We start from the raw sequence: 21,736 nt of genomic DNA on the forward strand, positions 1-21,736 counted from the left end.
CCTTTCGGGCTGAAAGTTTCAGCCCGATTCATCATTTCAGCATATATATCCAGTCCGTAACTTTTATTTAACTGAAAACCAGTTTTATCCACTGATATTTAAAATCTGTGAAGCATTTCATGGAAGTGTTTTGGCTGGCCTGAACATTATCCGCTTTTTGTTGCTTTTATCACCGGTTCGCGGCTTTGTTACAGATTGAAATGTCGCTTTTGCTGTGCGTAATATGGCCTTTCGTCCGACATAAAATAAGAAAATATTATGCAAGCAACCGCCACAACACTCGATTCCGGGAGCGAAAACGTTCCGGTCAACTCACGCAATAAAGTTGTCGTCGCCTCGCTGATTGGCACCGCCATCGAGTTCTTCGACTTTTACATTTACGCCACCGCAGCGGTCATCGTCTTTCCGCATATTTTCTTCCCGCAGGGCGACCCGACGGCGGCCACGCTACAGTCTCTGGCAACCTTTGCTATCGCCTTCGTCGCGCGTCCGATTGGCTCTGCGCTGTTTGGTCATTTTGGCGATCGCATCGGGCGTAAAGTGACGCTTGTGGCCTCGTTGCTGACGATGGGTATTTCTACCGTCGCCATCGGCCTGCTGCCCACCTACGAGACCATCGGCATTCTGGCACCGGTGCTGCTGGCGCTGGCGCGTTTTGGTCAGGGTCTGGGTCTGGGCGGTGAATGGGGCGGTGCGGCACTGCTGGCGACCGAGAACGCCCCGGCGCGTAAACGGGCGCTGTATGGCTCCTTCCCGCAGCTTGGCGCACCGATTGGCTTCTTCTTTGCGAACGGCACCTTCCTGCTGCTCTCCTGGCTGCTGACCGACGAGCAGTTCATGAGCTGGGGCTGGCGTATTCCGTTCGTCTTCTCGGCCGTGCTGGTGCTGATTGGTCTGTATGTTCGCGTTTCTCTGCACGAAACGCCGGTGTTCGCGAAAGTGGCGGCGGCAAAAAAACAGGTAAAAGTGCCGCTGGGCACGCTGCTGACCAAACATGTCCGCGTGACCGTGCTGGGCACCTTTATCATGCTGGCTACCTATACGCTGTTCTATATCATGACCGTCTACTCCATGACGTTCAGCACCGCTGCCGCGCCGGTTGGGCTGGGTCTGCCGCGTAACGAAGTGCTGTGGATGCTGATGATGGCGGTGATTGGGTTTGGTGTCATGGTGCCGATTGCCGGCCTGCTGGCGGATAAATTTGGCCGTCGCTCCAGCATGATCACCATCACGACGCTTATCATTCTGTTCGCCCTGTTTGTCTTCCCGCCGCTGTTAGGCTCGGGCAGCCCGGCGCTGGTGATGGCGTATCTGCTGATTGGTCTGAGCTTGATGGGATTAACCTTCGGCCCGATGGGCGCGCTGCTGCCGGAGCTGTTCCCGACGGAAGTGCGTTATACCGGCGCGTCGTTCTCCTATAACGTCTCGTCTATTCTGGGAGCGTCCGTTGCGCCGTATATCGCTACCTGGCTGCAGGCAAATTATGGCCTGTTCTACGTGGGCGTGTATCTGGCGGCCATGGCGGCACTGACGCTGATTGCGCTGCTGCTGACGCACGAGACTAAGCATCAGGCGCTTTAAGCTAATACCGGGTGGCGCTGCGCTTACCCGGCCTACATTTGAATCGTAGGCCGGGTAAGGCGTAGCCGCCACCCGGCAAATACAGACCGCACCTTACCTCTTCATCTGTGACAAAATCGTCCGGCACTGATTGGCTTCCCCTTCTGATGGCGAAATCAACGCCAGCAGCGCCGCAGCTGGCGTGACCAGCGTTGCGAGCGCTGCCGCCACCGCACCGCGTGCAATCAGCGGCCCGGGTTTTACCCCCGCCTGCGGATTTTTGAAAGTGCCGCGCACGTAGAGCGGCGAGCGCAGGGTGATGATACGGATCCCTTTGCTTTCCGGGTCGATGGTTAAATCAAGCTGCTCAGAGGCCATGCTGGCGGTTCCGGTCACGTTGATTACCGCGTTTTCCGTGTCGAAGGCAAAAATCTGCGGTCGCGCCACGCCGTTAACCAGATCCAGATTCGCCGCCGCGCAGTTCACCCGCACCTCATCGTCACCAAAGATCTGCCCGATGATGTAGTTCCCGACGTTCAGCCCCAGGATCTCCATCAGGTTGCGGCTCACCAGCCCGTCGTTCATCAGTAGCTTGAGGTTGCCGTTACTGCTCCCGAGCAGCGCCGCCACGGAGTTCCCCACCCCGCGAATGTCCGCGTCACCGTTCATTTCACCAAGGGTCTTCTGCATTAGCTCCACGTTGGGCATCAGCTCTTTCAGCTTAAGCCTGCGCGCCTGTATATCAGCCCGACCCTGCATCGGCTTTTTATCGCCTTCCAGATGAATGTTCGAGGAGATGGTTCCGCCCGCCATGCCAAACTTCAGCGGCTGCAGACGCAGGTCGGCATTTTTAAGCAGAATATGGGTTGAGAGGTTGCTGATCGGCAGCGTGCTGCCGTGCTCGATTTTTCGCCCTTTGAAGCGCACATCCGCATCCATTACATCCCACTTGTCGGTTTCAAAGCGATCGTAGGGCAGCACTTTCCCCGCGGGCTGAAGGTCTTTTTTGACCTCTTTCGACTTCGTGCCTTTGCCGGAATCAACGCCGATCAGAGGGCCCAAATCGGCAAGCCTCAGCTGGCGGGACTCCACATCCCCTTCCAGTTTCGGACGCGGTTTGCCAGTGGTGTAGGTCAACGTACCGTGGATATCGCTGTCACCGATACGGCCGTTGAAATCCCGATAGTCAAAGACAGACGATTTTTCCGTATCGAGTTTGGCCACCAGATGCCCGTCCGTCTCAAACGGCGGCGTATCCGGCAGCAGCACGCCGGTGAGTTCGTAGAGCTCCCCCAGCGAATCTCCGGCGAACTTCAGCCGCAGATCGACCCCGCCCATGTTCATTGGATCGTTGACCGTGCCGGTAAAGGCGACTCGCGTGTTGCCGGAGCGGAAGTCCCCCTGCACCGGGAACGGGGTACCTGCGCTTCGCAGCGCCAGCATGCCGCCAATTTTACCGGTGCCGGTCAGTGGCTGTCCGTTGTAGCGCCCGGTGGCCCGCAGGCCGAAAACGTAATCGCCCGCGCTGGCGTTATCCCCTTTCGCTTTGGTGCCGGTCACTTCACTGAACGGCAGCGGCTTACCCAGCGGATCGACCAGGATCTCCACGTCGGCCTTGCTGACTTTATCGTCGATGGCGATCCGCCCGCGATCGAACAGAATGTTATCGAGACGGAATGACCACGAAGAGGGCTGGGCATTGGGATCTTTCTCGCCGCTACTGGCGAGGTTAAAGGTCCAGTTATTGTTTTTTTCCGAGAGACGGATCAGGCGTGCATCGGGCTGCTGAAGCTTGATCCACGGCAGGTAGACGGTTTTTGTCAGAAGCGCTAACGGCGCCAGCGTGGCTTCAACCCGCGGAAGATGCACCATGGTGACGGCAGGAATATCCGGCGGATTGCCCAGAACGATGTCGTCGGCGTGAACGTGCGGCCAGGGGATCCAGCTTCGCCAGCCGGTCTCTTCTTTCTGACGCTCCCAGACCACGCCCAAATCACCGCGTATCGCGAAGGGGCGGTTCAGTTCAGTTGAGACTTTCTGGTTGATGGTCGGCTTAAGACGGTTCCAGTCGAATGTCGCAATAATGATGATAGCGACCACGATCAACAACAAGAAAATCCCTGCTGTCCAGGAGATTACCCTGGTTGTTTTAGTCATTTTGATCCCCTTTTCCTGATGACCTGTCCTGTAAAACTATAGTCCAGACAAAGGGAAACGGGCGGTTCAGAGGTTGGTTATCACACCGTCGAGGGTATCCATGGGCACCGGACGTGAGAGGTAATAGCCTTGCGCGGCGGCGGCGGGTGAGTTTTGCACATCGCGCCACTCTTCCAGCGTTTCCACACCTTCCACAATGACGCCTTTGCAATAGCGGTTCATCAGCTGTAATAACAGCGTAAACAGATTCCGCCCTTCCGGGGTCTGGCGCAGCATAATGAACAGATCGCGGGCCACTTTGATGTAGTCGTAACGCACTTCGCTGAGGGCGGAGAAGTTCGCCATGCCGGTGCCAAAGTCATCCAGCCACAGGGGGCCAAATTCACACATCGAGGCAAAGGAGGATTCCTGCGGCAGGCGGACATGCTCCACCAGTTCAAAGCGCATCCACGGCAGGGTGGCGATAAGCTCCTGCAACTTCGCGTTCTGGCGCAGCGCCAGCAGGGTTGGGCCATCCACGTTGACCGAGGCCAGAATATCGTGCTGTTCGAAAAAGGCCTTTTTCGTTTCCAGCATGCGCAACTGCTCTTCCAGCACGTCCAGGCGCTGGCGCACGGCGACTTCGGCAAAATAGCGGTCCGGCGCGATACGCTGAGAAGGGTTAGAGGGGTGTGTAACGACCGTCAAAATTTCAATCGCCATCAGTCGACCGTCGGTACGATAGATCGGCTGGTAGGTGTACACACGCTCACATTGCAGCCAGTAGCGATGCTCCTGCAAGTTCTCAATACTTGCCTCAGGCGTAGTGCTCAGCCGCTGGATAACCTGCTCTGACTTCATTTCAGATGTCCTGTTGTTGGGATGGCCTTTCTGGACTCGTCACTGGGTTATCGGCGCGATAATTGAGAACTTTATGTTCAATTCACCGGGAAAATGAAATTAAGATGACAGAAATGAACAGGAACACGCGCTGGTTCAAAAAAAATAATGGAACGATGTTTTAATATAGTTGACCTGATAATTCACACAGCGCACACTGCTTTTAAATACTCTGTTCAGGTTCATGATTATGTCCAAAAAAATTGCCGTTATTGGCGAATGCATGATTGAGCTGTCACAAAAAGGCGCGGACGTTAGCCGCGGTTTTGGTGGCGATACCTTAAACACCTCCGTGTATATTGCCCGTCAGGTGCCGCCGGAGGCCCTCACCGTGAACTACGTCACCGCACTGGGTACGGACAGTTTCAGCCAGCAAATGCTGGACGCCTGGCAGAGCGAACACATTGATACCTCGCTGATTCAGCGCATGGAAAACCGACTGCCGGGTTTGTATTACATTGAAACCGATGATACCGGCGAGCGCACCTTCTACTACTGGCGAAACGAAGCCGCGGCCAAATACTGGCTGGAAAGCGACGACGCAGCCGCCATTTGCGAAACGCTGGCGACGTTTGATTATCTCTATCTGAGCGGGATTAGCCTCGCCATATTAAGCCCGACCAGTCGTGAAAAGCTGCTGTCGCTGCTGCGCGAATGCCGCGCCAATGGCGGGAAGGTCATTTTTGATAACAACTACCGTCCGCGCCTGTGGGCCAGCCGTGAAGAGACGCAGCAGGTTTACCAGCAGATGCTGCAGTGCACCGACATCGCGTTCCTGACGCTCGACGACGAAGATGCCCTGTGGGGCGAGAAACCTGTTGATGAGGTTATTGCGCGCACCCAGGCCGCTGGCGTGAGCGAAGTGGTGATTAAGCGCGGCGCGGCATCGTGCCTGGTGGCCGTAGCAGGTGAGGCGGTGATTGACGTCCCGGCGGTGAAACTGGCGAAGGACAAAGTGGTGGATACTACGGCAGCGGGAGATTCCTTCAGCGCGGGCTATCTGGCGGTGCGCCTGACGGGCGGCACGCCTGAAGCGGCTGCACAGCGCGGGCACCTGACGGCCAGCACGGTGATTCAGTATCGCGGGGCGATTATTCCGCGTGAGGCGATGCCTGCTTAAATAAGGTGCGGGCTGGTGCCCTCACCCTGACCCTCTCCCACCGGGAGAGGGAATTTTTTAGATTACTGCCCCTGTGGAATATCCGTCGCGTCCTGATGCAGATCATCAGACGTTGCCGCCTGTGGAGGTTGCGGCGCGGCGGTCATGATTGAATCCCATGTCGCCTGCAGCTCCTTCATGTTGTATTCCGGCTCGCCTTTCGGCTGCAGAAGGACTAATCCCATATCCTGCGACAGCTGCTGACGTAAATCCTGATTTAACATATCGACGGTCAGCCCATTCAGGAAGTCCTGACGGAGCTTCTGGTACTGTTCCGGTGCGATGTCCACCACCTGATTCTGCAAGGAGCGAATACGCTGGCTGATCAGGATATCCGTATCGGCGCGGGCATAGGTGGCAAACAGCTTCTGCAGTTCCAGCTTTTTCTGCGCGACCAGCGCGTTGAACTCTTCTTCAGACAGGCCCTCTTTGCGCACTTTTGCCAGCTCTTTCGCCACCACGCCCAGATTGGCATTCAGCTTATCGCCAGGCGATTCGATATTAATGGCGCACTGGGCGCGCTGGAACAGCACCCGGCAGTCGAAGCCCAGCGCAATGTTCTTCACGCTGTTCTTACTGAGGCTCTGCTGAACGTGCCAGAACAACGCCTCACGCGTCAGATCCGCACGCCAGTAGCGCAGCAGCGCGGCGGATTCGCGGATAGGCTGCCAGGCGGTATCCCACATCATGGAGAGCCGGTCCTGACGCACGGCATCAGTGGAGATGCTGACTGGCTCTGTCCGCAGCGGGGAGAGCGTCGGGACAGGAGCAGGCGTTTCACGCTTGCCTTTCAGCTCGCCGAAGGCTTTGTTGATCTGCTCAACCACCGCGCGGCTATCCACATTCCCGACCACGATCAGCGTCATCGCGTCCGGGGTGTACCATTTCTGATAGAACGATTTTACCTGTTCGGCATCGACCGGCTGTTTCAGCGGCTCTGCCGGGTCGTGCCCAAGCAGCGCTGAGCCTTTCAGGCGATAACGCCACCAGCCCTCTTTGGTATCCGCAGGCCAGGTCGCCACCATATCGCTGTTGCTCAGCGCATAGTTAACGGTTTCCGGCGTGATCGCCAGATTGCCAGTGGCATCGGAGAGATACGTAAGGGCTTCTTTGAGCAGATCGTTACGGTTATTCGGCAGGCTCAGGTTAAACATGGTGTAGTCATACGAGACGACAGCCGGCGGCAATGGACGCTTCGGGTCAATGCCCTGCTGCCAGAGCGAACGCACCTGAACAGCCTGTAAACTGCCGCTCTGGGTGAGCGCCAGTCGGGGAATAAAATGGCTAAAGCCGGTCTGCTGGGTGCTTTCGGTGAGGGAGCCGGTATTCACAGACAGACGGATCTCAATACGATCGCTGGGACGCTGCGGCGTGGCTAACACCTGCCACTGAAAACCATTCGCCAGGGTCCCTTGTTGCCATGCCGGGTCTGGCTGGAGCGCATCTGCCTGCACATAACTGGCTGCTGCCATCATCAGCAAACCGCCGGTTAAGAGTCGAATTTTTGTGCCCTGCATGTGAACCCCTGATCAACATTCCTGGTTAAAAAGAGTGTCTCGCGACGCGCTTCACTCTAAAAGATGACGATGAAAACACGTCGATTAGACCGCGCGTTCGGCAAAACGTCACGGTGAGAAGTGCAATATACCCAAAAAAAATCTTGTCGAATTATGACAGGTACGAACAGTCATTATGCGCAGGAGCCCGCATTCCGACAAGGGAATGCGGGAATTTAGCGGAAAATCAGGAGGATAAACCCGGGTTTTTGCTATCAGAAGAGCGATTATTCAGCGTATCGTCGAGCTTTTTGTGATCCAGCTCTTTAACCCATTTTGCCACCACAACCGTAGCCACGCCGTTACCCACCAGGTTGGTTAACGCACGCGCTTCAGACATAAAGCGGTCAATACCGAGAATCAACGCCAGACCGGCCACCGGCAGATGTCCCACAGCGGAAATGGTCGCCGCCAGCACGATAAAGCCACTGCCCGTTACGCCCGCAGCCCCTTTCGACGAGAGCAGCAGCACCACCAGCAGGGTGATCTGATGGAAGATATCCATATGGCTGTTGGTTGCCTGTGCAATAAACACTGCCGCCATGGTCAGGTATATCGAGGTACCGTCGAGGTTAAAGGAGTACCCTGTCGGGATCACCAGCCCCACCACCGATTTACGACAACCCAGCTTCTCCATCTTATCGAGCATGCGCGGCAGCGCCGACTCAGAGGAGGAGGTCCCCAGCACAATCAGCAGCTCTTCGCGGATATAGCGGATAAATTTGAAGATGCTGAAACCGGCCGCGCGGGCAATCGACCCCAGCACCACCACCACAAACAGAATACAGGTGATATAGAAGCAGATAATCAGCTGGCCGAGCTGTACCAGCGTGCCGACGCCGTATTTACCGATGGTGAACGCCATTGCTCCGAAGGCACCAATCGGCGCCAGGCGCATGATCATATTGATGATGCCAAAGATGACCTGCGAGAAGCTTTCAATGACGTTAAAGATCAGCTGGCCTTTGCTGCCCAGACGATGCAGGGCAAAACCAAACATGACGGCGAACAGCAGCACCTGCAGAATGTTTCCGCTGGCAAACGCCCCGATCACACTGCCGGGAATGACGTCCAGCAGGAAGGCGACCACGCCCTGATCTTTCGCCTGCTCAGCGTAAACCGCCACCGCTTTGGCATCCAGCGTCGACGGGTCGACGTTCATGCCAGCGCCAGGTTGTACCACGTTGACAATGATCAGACCGATAATCAGTGCCAGGGTGCTGACCACTTCGAAATAAAGCAGCGCCACTGCACCGGTACGCCCTACCGCCTTCATGCTTTCCATGCCAGCGATACCGGTTACCACCGTACAGAAGATCACCGGGGCGATGACCATTTTAATGAGCTTAACGAACGCGTCGCCAAGCGGTTTCATTTGCGCACCCAGTTCCGGGTAGTAGTGACCCAGTAAAATACCGATTGCGATGGCTGTCAGGACCTGGAAGTAAAGACTTTTGAAGAGTGAGGTTTTCATAGAATGTCCTTGGGAAGAAAAACCACAGGCTTTGTAAGGTTATGGTTAACCTGCGGCTCTAAAATAACACCCGCATAACAGGACAGAAATAAACTCAGTTCAAATTTGAAACACAAATGTTAAGAACTTTGAGCTGGCTCGCACAAGCCAGCAACAAAATTACACTTTTGCGTTATTGCCAGCGCCGGAAAGGTACCGTTGTTCAAAGACATCCGACGGGACGGCACGGGCAAAGAGGAAGCCCTGGCCTTTACCGACACCCGCCTCAGCCAGCCAGCGGCGCTGCGCTTCCGTCTCGATACCCTCAGCAATCAGATTCAGGTTGAGACTACGCGCCATCTGAATAATGGCCTGCACCATGCTGCTGTCTTCCGGCAGCCCATCGACAAACGCTTTGTCGATTTTCAGGACATCCACCGGCAGCGTTTTCATGTGCTGAAGCTGACGCAGTCCGGCATAGCCCATGCCAAAATCATCCAGCGCGATGCGGATACCGGCGTTGCGCAGCGGTTTGAGGATCGCGACCGCCTCATTCGGGTCGTCAATACGACGGCTTTCCGTCACTTCCAGAATCAGCGTATCCGGCTGGATCCGGTAGCGATTGATGAGCTCCAGCATCTCCGAGACCATAGTGGGATGCATCAACTGCAGGGCAGAGAGATTGACCGACAGCGGCAGGTTGACACCACGCTCCTGCCAGGCGGCAAGCTGGCGGCATGACTCCTCAAGCACCCAGTAGCCCACCGTGACCATCAGACCACAGGACTCAATACGTTCGATTAACCCTTCCGGCAGCTCCCAGCTGCCATCCGGCTGCTGCACGCGCAACAGTGCTTCCGCGCTTTCCACTTCACCCGTCAGCAAATTGACCTGCGGCTGGAGCCAGAGGGCAAACTGGTGGTTATCCAGCGCGGTGAGGATGTCGCTCTCTTCCGTCAGACGCTGCTGCGCCTTTTCCATCTGATCCGGGTCGAAGAACTGGATCTGGTTTTTCCCTTTGCGACGGGCGGTGAATGCCGCCGAGAAGGCGCGACGATAGAGCTGCTCTGCGGTCAGATCGCCATAGAACATGGCAATCCCGATACTGGCGCTGGGGCGAAGCTGCATACCCTGAATGGGCAGCCGCTCATTAATGACAGTGAGTACTTGCTGACCTAACGTGATCGCATGCCACGGCTCTTGCACGCCGTTCGCAATCACCACCAGGTCATAACCGCTGACCTGAGTCAGCACCATACGTGGAGCAAGCACCGATTTAACCTTTTCGACCAGCGTCAGTAACAGCATTTCACGCTGGCTCTCCTTGAGCACCCCAGCGGTATCCTGCAGGGTTTCACAGGCGATGACCATCAGCGCCGTGGTCTGCTGGCGCGCCACGGTCTGCTCCAGCATCGCCATCAGGAACGCTTTATTAGGAAGCTCCGACACCGGAAAACGGGTGGCGCTACTGTTCAGTTCATCCTGCTGACGCTGAATGCGCTGCTGGTTGAGGTTGTAGCTGCGCACCAGCATGCCGATCTCATCGTCATGATGCAGGCGGGGCAGCTCAAGCTGATGACCCATCTGCTCCTGGGGAGAAAGCGCGTTCAGCTCCCGGGCGATACGCCGCAGCGGGTGGACAATCAGCCGGTTAATGCACCAGGTCAGCGCCACGCTCAGTATCAGCGTCATAAGTAAGCAAGTGGTCACTAACGTGATAAACCAACTCATGACGAATTTATACATGCGGTACGAGTCCGCCTGCAGAACAAGATAGGCCAGCGGCTGCGGATTTGCAGGGCGTTCAAGCGAGTAGATGGGAAGCGAAATTTGTACCGGCAGTTCAAACAGGCGCATCACCATCATCGGGACGGGACGTTCGGGGATAAAACTCATCCGCAGCGCCTGGAACTGGTTCGGCAGCACCACGTCTGCGCGGCTGACGACGCCCGCAGGCTGAATACGTTTTAAAATGGTTTCCGCTTCGGGAATATCGCCTTTCAGAATAGAAGCCGAAAGCGGGCCACGCACCGAGCGGGCAATACTTTCTAATTGCGAAGCCGTGTTATAGCGATTCTGCTGTACGGAATGAAACAGCAAAATGACGCAAAATAGCAGTACAAACAGCAAGGTGACAGCAGAAACCATCGCCATCTGTTTGATCGTTAAGGAACGACTGACACGCAAAATGACTCTCCACAGAACTCGAAGCGCAGGGCGCACCAGGGTGTAAACCTGGCGCGCCTGAGTATACCCGATCGACGCACTTTTAAGAGAGACTTACAAATGGATTAAGTAAAATCCGATTACCAGTCCGCGTAGGGAATGAGCGGCTGTGGCGGTAAGTCCATATCACCCTGCCAGCCTGCGGCGGAGTAGCGTACATAGAGCAGCGCATGGCTTGGGGTATAGTCTTTCGCTTCCTGAATATCCACGCCAAGACCCACAAACCAGTTGGACGTGACCCGGCGCTCGACAATGGCCCGCGCGGTATAACCGGTGCCTGAGGAGCTGCTGCCGGTTTCCATCGCCCCCCTGTCGGTGTAGCGGCCTGGCTCATCGACGGGAATGAGTCCCTGAAGGGGATAGCGCAGCACATCGTTGGTTTTAGAGTGAGACCATGAGACAGACCCGCCCAGCTCCCAGGACCAGTTCTCCGTGCGTTTACGCCAGGTGACCGGCAGCGCAAAGGAGACATATTCCTGCGGGCTATAATAGCCGCCCTGACCCAGGGTATAGCCGCTCAGATCTTTATCGTAGTGCCAGAGCATGTTAGAGACACCGACAGTCAGGCGCTCGTTGTTTTTATTAATCAGCTTGTAGTAGTAACCGGTCATCCAGCGGACGCGCCAGTTATCCTCTACATTTTTCCCGGTCAGCGATTCCGCATTCAGGCTTGACCAGATGCCGTTCGCCTCGCCTTTATCGTAGCTGATGCTCACGCCACCGCCGGTGGCGCGCACGCCGCCCCAGGTGGTGCCGGTATTGGTGTCTTTTTGCCCGGCAAAGGCCAGCAGAGAGCTGGAGATCGGGCGACGGTGGGCGTTAATGGTGTAGCCGATAGGACCGAGATCGTTGCTATAGCTCACCCCGCCGACCACATCCACCACGTCAAAGCCCATTGGCGTGGTGCCGATATCCCATGCCCAGGTTTTATTCTGCCAGCCCACGGCCACGCTTGCGCCGTTTGACGTCTGACTGGTGTTGCCGCGACATGGCGTTTCGGCACAGGTCCCCCATTTGGGATCGTAGGTGCCGTTGTTAGTGGCAAACGAACCGGCATCCATATTGACCAGATCGCTGCGGAAGAACATCCGTCCATCAGAGAGCGGCGCATCCACCTGCAGCATGGTGGTGTGGGCTTTCAGGTCGGAGTAGCCGCCGGTACCGCTGGAGCCCCAGTAGTCGTGCTGCAGCGTAACGTTAACATCCTGCTGGCGATACAAATCACCGGCATCGCTACGCACGCCGCGCTTCAGCCAGTCATCTTTTTCGTCGTTACGCGTCAGGCGCGTAAAGGTGTCATTGTCTGCCGGACGGGTGGTGGTGATGCCAGAGGAGACCATGGCATCTTTATAGGTTTCCAGCGCCTGCTGAGGCTGGCCATTTTGCGTCTGAAAACGTGCCGCATCACGCAGCACCAGCGCGTTTTCCATTGATGCAGGCTGTGATTTTGCCTGCGGAATGATGCTGTTGAACGTCTTTTCTGCCGCAGCAGAATCACCCAGCCCCGCCTGCGCCATCGCGATGCGGCGCTGCATGTTGAGCGACAACGGCTGGCCATTTTGCGTCGCAGGCAGTTTCGCCAGTTCGGCACGCGCAGCGTCTTTGTCGCCCTGCGCACTGTAGATTTCGGTCAGGCCGAGGATCGCATCTTCGTTTTGTGGCTCGCGCTGCAACACGCCGCTGTATGCCGTTTTTGCTGCACTGAGATCGCCCCGCTGCTGCGCCCAGTCCGCCAGGGTTAAATCGATACGGGTAGAAGCAGGTTGTTGACGAAGAAGATTTTCCGCCTCCTGCTCTTTGCCGCTGTCGCGCAGGCGATTGGCGGTTTCGAGCACCTGATTACTTTGCAGGCGGTCGGCAAGCTCCTGAATATTGCCGTTCCACTGGCTGCGCGGCAGCGTCTCCAGATGGGCCAGCGCGGCACGATCCTGGTCGTTACCGGAAAGATAGAGCCCGTTGGCATACACCTGATCCGGGTCGGTCGGTTTCTGGCTGGCAAGCTGACGCATCAGGGTATCTGCCTGACTGCGCTGGCCCGCGCTGTAGAGATCGCGCGACAGGCGATAGGTGATCCACACGTCGCCTGGAGAGAGCGCCAGACGACGACGCTGAATCTCGGCGGCCTGGGCATATTTGCCCTGGTTCTCCAGCTGCTCGGCCTGGGCGGAGAGCTGTTCGTTGGTCAGGCTACGTTCAATATCATCAATGCTGCGACGCTGGCTGGCGGAGAGCGACTGGATAAACTGCGAGGCTTTCTCCGGTGACTGTGCGCGATAAATATTGGCCAGTCCGCGGACCGCGTTACTGTTGCCGCTGTCCATGCGTAATGCCTGGCGATAATAGCGCTCGGCGGCGTCGTTATCTTTACGTGCCGCTGCAGCATCACCCAGCCCCAGCACCGCATAACTGTCGCTATTGTCGATAGTGCGCGCCTGTTGATAATAGCGCTCCGCCTGTGCCGGGTTATTCGCTTTCAGCGCCGCATCCCCCTGCTGGATCAGCAGCCAGTAACGGTTCACCTTCAGCAAACTGTCCCATTTGCCGCGGTTATCGCTCTGCGGATCGAGGGCGATCGCCTTTTCAAACTGTGCCACCGCGCGAGCACGGTCGCCTTTCTGGGAGTACGCCTGGCCCAGCGCGCCAATGGCTTCGCTGTCGGCATGGTTTGCGCTGACCGCCTTTTGCAGTTCCGCCACCGCCTTATCACCCTGTCCGGCATCCACTGCCGCCAGGCCTTGCGCTTTCGCACGGAAAGTTGGATCGGCGAGCTGTTTTTGCTGCGCTTCAAGCTGTGAACGCGCGGCGGTTACGTTCTCACCGTCACTGAATACGCTCAGGTACTTTTGCAGCGCGGAGACGCTGGCACTGCTGACAGACTGGTCTTTGATCTGCGCATACCACATATCCGACGCCTGGCTGCGGCCATTGCTGGATTTGGCCATCTCCTGCAGCACCGCAAAGCCTTCATCACGGCGCCCGGTCTGGAACAGCAGCTGGGCCAGCGTCGACTGCAGCTGCGTATTGCCGGGGCTGCTGCTGTTGATCTTTTTCAGCTGGTTAATGGCCGCATTGCGGCGGGCGGGATCTTTCGCCACCACATTCCAGTATTCTGTTGCCACGTCGCCGCCCGGCGGGTTGCCGTCGAACAGCTTGTCATAGGCGGCAATCGCTTCCTGGGTATGGCCTGTCGTGGCGAGTAAGCGAGCCTGCTGTAACTGCTGGCGGCCATCCGGCGTGGAAAGCAGCATCGTATTGCGCGAGGACTGGTACGCGCTGGAACCGGGGGCGATCCCTTTCAGTCTATCCAGCTCTTTTTGCGCGCCGGCGTTGTCGCCCTGACGAAGCAGATAGCGAAAACGTGCCGCAATAACGTCAGGGTTGTTCGGGTCGATCAGCTCAAGACGATAGAGCGACTGACGCACCAAATCTTCACGCTGCGTCGATTCCCCCAGGCGCACCTGTTCCAGCAGCTGTTGCTGCTGTGGAGAGTTGACGGCCTGAGCCAGCGGCATCAGCGCCAGGCCAAGCGATAAACTGAGTAGATTTACTGTGAACTTGCGCATTCCTGGCCCCAATCCGGTATTAATTCACCTTTTGTGGTGAAACGAAAACGATGCTGATCCCATCCTTGTCCAAAGAGAGTCAGTACATAACTGTAGTAAGCATTATTATCAGGAAAGTGGTCAGCCACGCGCTGGCGCTGGACGGCCTGCGCATCACGCTGTTGTAAAAAAGGCAGCATGGCGGCAGAGAAGCCGACCGGGCCATTGCCCGTGCGTGCTCCACTCGCCACATTCACTTTCTCCGGTGGTACGCCCTGTTTTGTTGTGGTGGCGGCCATTGGCCTGAAGCGCGCCAGCAGCCGGGCTTTCTGAGGATCGTTATCGTTCATCATCCCCACCCAGAGATAGACGCGGATGGCGTCATATCCCCCCACCAGCGGCGGCTCCTGCTGTAACCGCCAGCCTTTGTTTTTCTGGTATTGCACCCAGTCCGGCGAAAAACCTTTCGGCGCACTCTCCAGCAGCAAGCGCAGATTGGTCTCACGCAGGGTGGTCCACGGGGTGCCAAAACGCGTGAAGTAGCTTGCGAGCTGTGGTGGAAGATAGCTGGGATTAAAACGCCAGGCGTTCTCATCGACAAAGCCAACTTTACCGGGCAGCAGCATCAGACCGAGGCCAGGTACTTTCACCACTTCTTCGCGGGCGATACGCTCGAGTAGCGCCTTGCCCGTACGGGTATAGTCAGCGTCTTTCCATAACCGCCCCGCTTCAAGCAGGGACCAGGCGATCCAGATATCGGCATCCGAGGCGGAATTGGTATCGATAACCGCCCAGGTGTCTTTGTCTTTTTGCCCCCATAACCAGGCGGGGAGCGTGTCGTCGAGATGCCCCCCGGCAAGGTTATCCCGCGTCCATGCCAGCACCTTGTCGAACGCTTTACGGTCATTCGCGGCGAGGGCAAAGAACAGCGCGTAGCTTTGCCCTTCCGAGGTAGTGATTTTACGCGTGTCGCTGGGATCAATGACCCGCCCACCCTCGCTGATGTAATCCTGTTTAAATTTCTCCCAGGCAGGCCAGGTACAGGCGGCGCGCAGAGGCGCCGCTGCCAGCATCAACGCAATGACACACCAGCGAAAGGCTTTCATCACATCTTACTCATGATCCGGATTCAGGCGACGACGGCTGATGATACGCAGCAGACGCCACAGCACCCAGGCCAGCAGCACCACGCTGACGGCGGCCAGGATAGCGAGCAGAATCGGATGGTTAGAGAGCGCATACCACAGACGTTCGAACCATGGCAGATGCCCTACATAGTACACATCGCCTACGCGCAGGCTGTTCACGCCCGACTCACGGATCACCGACACAGAGCCGAACATCGCGGCACGTTTACCGCTGTCGTTCATCGCACTGTTGAGCAGTTCGTAGCCACGCGGGCTGTCTGCGAGCAGGGCAATCACGCTACGCTGATCGTTGTACGGTGACTGGAAGCCGACCACGGCCGCCATCGCCCCCTGAGACGTGACAGCCGTCTGCGCGCTGGCTTTACGATCGTTGATATCCGGCATGATGCTCGGGAACTCGGTCTGACGCAGCGGCGTGTTAACCCAGGACTGGGCTGCCTGAACCAGCAGATCGATACGCTTCTCATCCTTCAGCTTATCCGGGATGGAACCGATCACCATGATGTCCGCATCTTTGTTCTGAATTTGAGCGCCATCATCCGTCAGGGTAACGTTAATCGCCGGCAGGCCCGTTTGCGCGCCTACGGTCGCCATGGTGTCCAGCAGCGTCGTCACCTGCCCTTCATTTGGCGCTTTTGGCATCACAACAATGGATTCAGACAGGTCCGCCATACGGCTGAACGGGAAGCCCGCGTTAGCAAACGCCCGCAGATCCGGCATGGCGAGGAAGTGATAGTACTTCGAGAAGTCGATGGTCGATTCATCGCCAATCACGACGTGGTTCTGCACCGGCTGGAAGGTGATGCAGTTGTCCACCGAACCGCCCGGCATTGGATTCATGTACTGGAAATCAAAGCGCAGCTGGTTTACCGCCCCGAGCTTCAGCGCCGGGATGGAGACATCGGTTTTACCATCCAGCAGCCCCTGCAGTACCGGCAAACGCAGCAGCAGACGGTTCGTTTCCTGATTATTCATCAGATTAAACGACTGCAGGAACTGGTTATTCAGGCTGATATCCATGCGCGAACTGTCTTTGGTTGACGGCGCGGTGTAACGATAGTTGAGGTTCATATCGATACCGGTGGTGCGCAGCAGATACAGGTCCGGCGGCAGGTTCAGCGACAGGCTGACAGGAGACGGCTCAATCCCTGTCGACTGTAGCTGCTCTTCATAGGTTTTCAGCTCCCCGAAGGTGACGGCGCGGTCGGTACGTACCCAGTTTGGCGCGTCATAAGGTTTACGTGCCAGCAGCGGCTTGACCTCATCGACAACCACGCTGCTGCCGCGGAACAGGATATTCCCCTGCGCAATCGCTTTTGCCGCCTGAACCAGGTCTTTCTCATCACGCCCGAAAACCACCAGCAGTTTCACATACGGGTTATCCGGGTGGCTTATCATCTCAATGGTCGGCGCTTTGACATCCGGGTGCTCACGCAGGAAAGCAGGACGCTTCGCGTTGGTCGCAAAGATGATGGCATTTCTGTCAGGGATCTTGTCATACATAACCGGGAAGTTCTGCCCGCGCCAGCCGGAACGGGAGCCGAACCAGGAGGCCACGATGGTCGCTGCCAGTTGCTCCGTGACGTCCGGTGAGGACGCAAAGACCATCGGCAGATTTAACGGGCGATTATCACGCGGATCGAAGAACGGCACCGGGAACGCCGAGAGATCGTTTTTCAGCGCCAGCGACTGGTAGGTCATCTGCAGCGATGAGTTACGCCCGACATCCATCCACAGCGTGTTGCTGGCCGGGTTTTCGCAGACGTCACGGTAGTGGCCCACGAATTCCAGACGGATACGGTTAAAGTCGGTGATAAACAGCGGGTTGATCGGCACCTGAGCCAGGGTTTTCTTACCCAACTGCTCTTTGGTGACCGGCAGCACGTCCATCAGCTCGTCATTCAGGTAGACCTTCAGCTGAGACTGGGTCGGCAGCAGCGAAGGAGAAGGGGTATATTCCAGGTTCAGCACCGCCTTCGACACGACCTCATCGCTGCGCATACCAAACTCAACGCCGCCTTTAGGATTGACGCCGCGCAGCACCATGCTGCCCGGAGGCGGCGCAATCTGCGCAAAGGTGAGCTTCACGTCCCGCGACGGGGCATTCTCCGTGACAACAGGCGCATTAGCCCCCGGAACGCCCGGCATCACCTGCCCCACAACCTGCGCGTCGGCCGGCAGGGTATTTCCCGCTGTCGGCTGGTTGGGAACGAGGTTTTCTGTTTGACCGGGCGCCGCGGTGACTACCGGTTCGGTCGCTTGCGACACCACAGGCACCGTAGGAGCTGGCGTGGCCGCGGCGTTATCAGGCGCTGCGTTAGCCATTGTTGCAGGGAGCGTACTCATCCCCATTGCCACTGCACATAACCAGGAAAGTTTTGTTTTCATCGCGTTATCATCATTGTTGAGCCATAACCGGGTCCGCCTGCTTCGCCTCATCCCGCTCAGGACGACGAGGAATGAACGACACGACCCAGGAAACCAGCGAAGTAAGTGACCGGAAAATTATTTTCACCGACGACGGGGCAAATTCTGCAAGGTGACGATAGCCACGGAACCCCAGCTTCAGAATATCCAGCAGGCTTTCCAGAGGCTTATCTTCCGGGAAGCTGTCCTGCCAGAGAGCCCACGTATCCGCGCGGGCAAACGTACACTGCACAAAATCAATATGTTGCTTCCTGGTCAGCGGCATCAGCTGCAGACCCACTTCATTGCCTGCCACACGCACAACCTGTGTCGGGAAGACATACTCCTGCTGGCCACGCTTAAGCAACAGGTTAACCTTCTGCCCTTCCAGCACCTTCGCCTGACCGTTGATTTTGATACCCAGACCACCGTCGGAGAAGTCATGAACGGTACAGGAGAAGAGATGACCATCTTCACGGGCTATCGCCGCAGGCATGCTGATTTCAACACGATGCGCGCGACGTACCTGCTTGCTCTCCACTGATACCGCCACTGCGCCGCCAAGGATAATCAGGTTGTAAAATACCCATGCCATACTGACGAACACCGTCAGGATTTCGTTTTCCGGACCGTAGAAGTAGCGCCAGATACCGGCAATCACCCCCACAATGTTCAGCAGCACCAGGAAGATGTACGGACGGGAGATCACCCAGTCGACATACTCCTCTTCCACCAGGCCCCCCTTCGCGGTGACGTTAAACTTGCCTTTATGCGGGTTAATCAGCGCCACCATCGTTGGCGGCGCGATGTACCAGGCCAGCACCGTTTCGTAGATTTCACTCCAGAATGAGTGGCGATACTTGCCCTGAATCTTCGAGTTGGTCAGGCTCGCGTGGATCATGTGCGGCAGAACAAACAGCGCAATCATCAGCGCGGGCGCGTAGATGATATAGGCGTGAAGAAGCAGGAACGCCAGCGGCGCGGTCAGGAAGATCAGCCGCGGAATACCGGATAAGAAGTGGAACATGGCGTTGACGTAGCACAGACGTTGCGCCAGCTTGAGGCCTTTACCCAACAGCGGGTTATCAAGACGGAAAATCTGTACCATCCCGCGCGCCCAGCGAATACGCTGGCCGATATGCGCCGACAGGGATTCCGTCGCCAGACCGGCCGCCTGAGGGATACGCATATAGGCCGAGGTATAGCCGCGACGGTGCAGGCGTAGCGAGGTATGGGCATCTTCAGTGACCGTTTCAACCGCGATGCCGCCAATTTCATCCAGCGGTTTACGGCGGATAACCGCACAGGAACCGCAGAAGAAGGTCGCATCCCACATGTCGTTGCCGTCCTGCACCAGGCCATAGAACAGCGTGCCTTCGTTCGGGGTCTTACGGAAACGGCCGAGGTTACGTTCAAACGGATCCGGCGAGAAGAAATGGTGCGGCGTCTGCATCATCGCCAGCGCTTTCTCTTTCAGGAACCAGCCCATCGTCATCTGCAGGAATGAGCGCGTCGGCACGTGGTCGCAGTCAAAGATGGAGACAAACTCCCCTGTCGCATACTTCAGCGCGTTGTTGATGTTCCCGGCTTTGGCATGTTCGTGAGAGGTACGGGCGATATACTCAACGCCCACCTCTTGCGCGAACTCACGGAACGCGGCCCGACCGCCGTCATCCAGGATCCAGATTTTGAGCTTATCTTTGGGCCAGTCGATACCCAGCGCGGCGTAAATGGTATTTTTCACCACGCTCAGATCTTCGTTATAGGTCGGCACAAAGAGATCGACAGTCGGCCACTGCGACGTATCTTTTGGCAGCGGAACCGGCTGGCGGTTGAGCGGCCAGATCACCTGGAAATAGCCCAACACCAGCACGATCCAGGCGTACGTTTCAGCAAACAGCAGCACCAGACCGCATACCAGACTAACCGGATCATCCCAGTTCAGCGTTGAGGTATAACGCCACCAGATATAGCGGCAGGAGACGGTCAGTGATAACACAATCAACATCAGGGCGGAGAAGCGCCCCGGTATACGCCGCACCAGCAGCGCCACGCCCCACAGCAGGATCAGGAAAGTGAACTGCGCCAGCGGGTTAAAGGGTTGCGTGATACAGACCAGCGCCAGAATGAGCGAGAAGACAACAATCACGCCCAGAATAAAACGCCGTAAACCCGGATGCAGATGCCCGAGTTCTTTATGGTTATCCAGATGGCTGGTCTTATCGCCCACGCGGTCAGGCAGCCTGTCCAGCCACTGATGATAGCGTTCGCGTAAAAGCTGGACCCGGCTGAAGCTGCGCCAGTGCGGCGTCTTTTTCTCCTGCCGCGGCGACGTGACCACCAGCCAGATGGCCTGAATGATGTACCGCGCCGGATCTAACGGCCGTGGACGGTCAGGATTAATGTGCGGATACAATTCACTGTGTCGCGCACGAATGCGCTGCCAGCGGGGGTGCTCGAGGGGGATGAACATCCAGGCCAGAATCATCCAGAAACAGCCGAACGCGGCGCTAAATACCGAGGCACCATGCCGGCGATAATGCCGGTAATGGTCGCTTAAACGCGAACTGACCGGTGGGATGAGTAACCAGCTGGCGAGTCGACTCATACCGTACCCCTGGCAGGATCCGCCTCTTGGGCGAAGTGCAGCAGACACCAGTTCGCCAGCGTCAGGATCTCTTCTGCCGCCAGCGAATCGCTACGATACTCGCCAAGTGGCTGTTTGGAGGCGAGGCATTCCGCCATCCCCTCATCACGATGGATCACAATCGGCAGCAGACGACGCTGGCTTTGCAGCCAGACCTGATACAGATCGTCCTGGATCTGGCTGCCAATGCGTAAATCGTTAATCAGGATATGGCTATTCTGGGGCAATCCCTGCTGATGTAGACGGATATGGCAATTAGCATCGACGTTCACAATGGAGAGCACGTGGTCGCACTGGGCAATCAGCTGTCGGGTCAGCGTGCCGGCACCGTGCGGCAGATCCAGCAGGATCCACTGATAATGGCCTTTTTCTTTGAGGCTCTGCAGCGCGAGTGTGAATTGCGAAAATAAACGCTGGTAGGCGGCTTCATTCTCACGCTCTGTCGTGGTCAGTTGACCAAACGGCAGGAGATCGAGCTGGGAGGTGTAACGCAGACCCGCATCACGCCAGTCTTTATCATCAAGCAACGCGCGGGCCCAACCCTCTGTACGGGTAAAGTCGACGTTAAATGACATACGCAGCAAATTGTCGGCGCAGGCGTCAATCACCAGCACCGATTCACCTAAAAGCTGTAATGACCACGCCAGCGCCGCGGTAACGGATGTTGTACCCACTCCACCACGGACGCCCTGTAATCCGAGTATGGCCATCAATGGCTCCCTTATTGTTGTTGGGTAAATTCAGCTAATAACGGCCAACGTTTAATAGCCGCAGCCAACTGTTCCCGCTGGGAAATATCGGTGTAATCTATTTCAGGTAAAGAAAAGGCCTGCGTCAGCGCCAGAAAATCGTTTTGGAATGTGTAACCCAGGGTCGAATCGACTGGGGTTCCGGGTTCGTTATTATCCATTTTTTTCCATCCCTTTGAGTATCGTTTTACTCTCTGAAGTCGCGAGGCTTCCTGCCCTGTGAAATTTCATTTACATGCTAAATCTGATGCTCT

Annotated in this window: 13 protein-coding genes; 2 read left to right on the forward strand and 11 right to left on the reverse strand. The window is 56.8% G+C overall.

Annotation, left to right across the window (positions count from 1 at the left end):
- Window positions 1-258: 258 nt before the first annotated feature.
- Complete coding sequence (locus tag ACQG22_RS22395) at window positions 259-1,581, forward strand: MFS transporter (protein WP_013099207.1); 1,323 nt, start codon at window positions 259-261, stop codon at window positions 1,579-1,581.
- A 93-nt stretch (window positions 1,582-1,674) separates the two neighbouring features.
- Here ACQG22_RS22395 and ACQG22_RS22400 read toward each other — a convergent pair whose 3' ends face one another.
- Both ACQG22_RS22400 and pdeH read right to left on the reverse strand, forming a co-directional pair.
- Window positions 1,675-3,717 carry an AsmA family protein gene (locus ACQG22_RS22400; RefSeq protein ID WP_368267668.1) on the reverse strand — a complete coding sequence of 681 codons (2,043 nt, stop codon included), beginning with the start codon at window positions 3,715-3,717 and terminating at the stop codon, window positions 1,675-1,677.
- A gap of 66 nt (window positions 3,718-3,783) precedes the next feature.
- Window positions 3,784-4,557: a cyclic-guanylate-specific phosphodiesterase gene (gene pdeH, locus ACQG22_RS22405; RefSeq protein WP_013099209.1), complete on the reverse strand. Its 774-nt coding sequence runs from the start codon at window positions 4,555-4,557 to the stop codon at window positions 3,784-3,786.
- 229 nt (window positions 4,558-4,786) lie between these two features.
- Between pdeH and ACQG22_RS22410 the strand changes: the two genes are divergently transcribed.
- Window positions 4,787-5,716 carry a sugar kinase gene (locus ACQG22_RS22410; protein ID WP_013099211.1) on the forward strand — a complete coding sequence of 310 codons (930 nt, stop codon included), beginning with the start codon at window positions 4,787-4,789 and terminating at the stop codon, window positions 5,714-5,716.
- A 62-nt stretch (window positions 5,717-5,778) separates the two neighbouring features.
- Here ACQG22_RS22410 and ACQG22_RS22415 read toward each other — a convergent pair whose 3' ends face one another.
- The 9 genes from ACQG22_RS22415 to bcsR all read right to left on the reverse strand — a co-directional run bounded on the left by ACQG22_RS22415 (window position 5,779) and on the right by bcsR (window position 21,643).
- Window positions 5,779-7,272: a M16 family metallopeptidase gene (locus tag ACQG22_RS22415; RefSeq protein WP_023620051.1), complete on the reverse strand. Its 1,494-nt coding sequence runs from the start codon at window positions 7,270-7,272 to the stop codon at window positions 5,779-5,781.
- 226 nt (window positions 7,273-7,498) lie between these two features.
- Entirely contained in the window at window positions 7,499-8,785 is a 1,287-nt protein-coding gene (locus ACQG22_RS22420) for a dicarboxylate/amino acid:cation symporter (RefSeq protein WP_013099213.1), read from the reverse strand.
- Between the two features lie 159 nt (window positions 8,786-8,944).
- Window positions 8,945-10,951, reverse strand: coding sequence for a biofilm formation regulator HmsP (gene hmsP, locus ACQG22_RS22425; protein ID WP_369706710.1), 2,007 nt, complete (start codon window positions 10,949-10,951; stop codon window positions 8,945-8,947).
- Window positions 10,952-11,070: 119 nt separating this feature from the next.
- On the reverse strand, window positions 11,071-14,553 hold the full coding sequence (gene bcsC, locus ACQG22_RS22430; RefSeq protein ID WP_369706709.1) for a cellulose synthase complex outer membrane protein BcsC: 3,483 nt from the start codon (window positions 14,551-14,553) through the stop codon (window positions 11,071-11,073).
- Window positions 14,535-15,638, reverse strand: coding sequence for a cellulose synthase complex periplasmic endoglucanase BcsZ (bcsZ, locus tag ACQG22_RS22435; RefSeq protein WP_023620049.1), 1,104 nt, complete (start codon window positions 15,636-15,638; stop codon window positions 14,535-14,537). Before bcsZ ends, bcsC begins: the two co-directional genes overlap by 19 nt.
- Before the next feature lie 6 nt (window positions 15,639-15,644).
- Entirely contained in the window at window positions 15,645-18,068 is a 2,424-nt protein-coding gene (bcsB, locus tag ACQG22_RS22440) for a cellulose biosynthesis cyclic di-GMP-binding regulatory protein BcsB (RefSeq protein WP_048972551.1), read from the reverse strand.
- A gap of 10 nt (window positions 18,069-18,078) precedes the next feature.
- Entirely contained in the window at window positions 18,079-20,694 is a 2,616-nt protein-coding gene (gene bcsA / locus ACQG22_RS22445) for a UDP-forming cellulose synthase catalytic subunit (protein WP_262819614.1), read from the reverse strand.
- Window positions 20,691-21,443, reverse strand: coding sequence for a cellulose biosynthesis protein BcsQ (bcsQ, locus tag ACQG22_RS22450; RefSeq protein WP_013099219.1), 753 nt, complete (start codon window positions 21,441-21,443; stop codon window positions 20,691-20,693). The genes bcsA and bcsQ overlap by 4 nt, the downstream gene beginning before the upstream one ends.
- Window positions 21,444-21,454: 11 nt before the next feature.
- The gene (bcsR, locus tag ACQG22_RS22455; RefSeq protein ID WP_013099220.1) at window positions 21,455-21,643 is read right to left on the reverse strand and encodes a cellulose biosynthesis protein BcsR; all 189 of its coding nucleotides are present in this window, start codon (window positions 21,641-21,643) and stop codon (window positions 21,455-21,457) included.
- Between the last annotated feature and the right edge of the window lie 93 nt (window positions 21,644-21,736).

This window comes from Enterobacter cloacae complex sp. 309I3 (assembly GCF_050031595.1).
Classification (GTDB): domain Bacteria; phylum Pseudomonadota; class Gammaproteobacteria; order Enterobacterales; family Enterobacteriaceae; genus Enterobacter; species Enterobacter cloacae.

Coding starts and splice junctions, on each gene's coding strand:
- ACQG22_RS22410 (WP_013099211.1), top strand. CDS start 4,787: ATGTCCAAAAAAATTGCCGTTATTGGCGAATGCATGATTGAGCTGTCA.
- ACQG22_RS22415 (WP_023620051.1), bottom strand. CDS start 7,272: ATGCAGGGCACAAAAATTCGACTCTTAACCGGCGGTTTGCTGATGATG.
- bcsC (WP_369706709.1), bottom strand. CDS start 14,553: ATGCGCAAGTTCACAGTAAATCTACTCAGTTTATCGCTTGGCCTGGCG.
- bcsB (WP_048972551.1), bottom strand. CDS start 18,068: ATGAAAACAAAACTTTCCTGGTTATGTGCAGTGGCAATGGGGATGAGT.
- bcsQ (WP_013099219.1), bottom strand. CDS start 21,443: ATGGCCATACTCGGATTACAGGGCGTCCGTGGTGGAGTGGGTACAACA.
- ACQG22_RS22420 (WP_013099213.1), bottom strand. CDS start 8,785: ATGAAAACCTCACTCTTCAAAAGTCTTTACTTCCAGGTCCTGACAGCC.
- bcsA (WP_262819614.1), bottom strand. CDS start 20,694: ATGAGTCGACTCGCCAGCTGGTTACTCATCCCACCGGTCAGTTCGCGT.
- bcsR (WP_013099220.1), bottom strand. CDS start 21,643: ATGGATAATAACGAACCCGGAACCCCAGTCGATTCGACCCTGGGTTAC.
- bcsZ (WP_023620049.1), bottom strand. CDS start 15,638: ATGAAAGCCTTTCGCTGGTGTGTCATTGCGTTGATGCTGGCAGCGGCG.
- pdeH (WP_013099209.1), bottom strand. CDS start 4,557: ATGAAGTCAGAGCAGGTTATCCAGCGGCTGAGCACTACGCCTGAGGCA.
- ACQG22_RS22400 (WP_368267668.1), bottom strand. CDS start 3,717: ATGACTAAAACAACCAGGGTAATCTCCTGGACAGCAGGGATTTTCTTG.
- ACQG22_RS22395 (WP_013099207.1), top strand. CDS start 259: ATGCAAGCAACCGCCACAACACTCGATTCCGGGAGCGAAAACGTTCCG.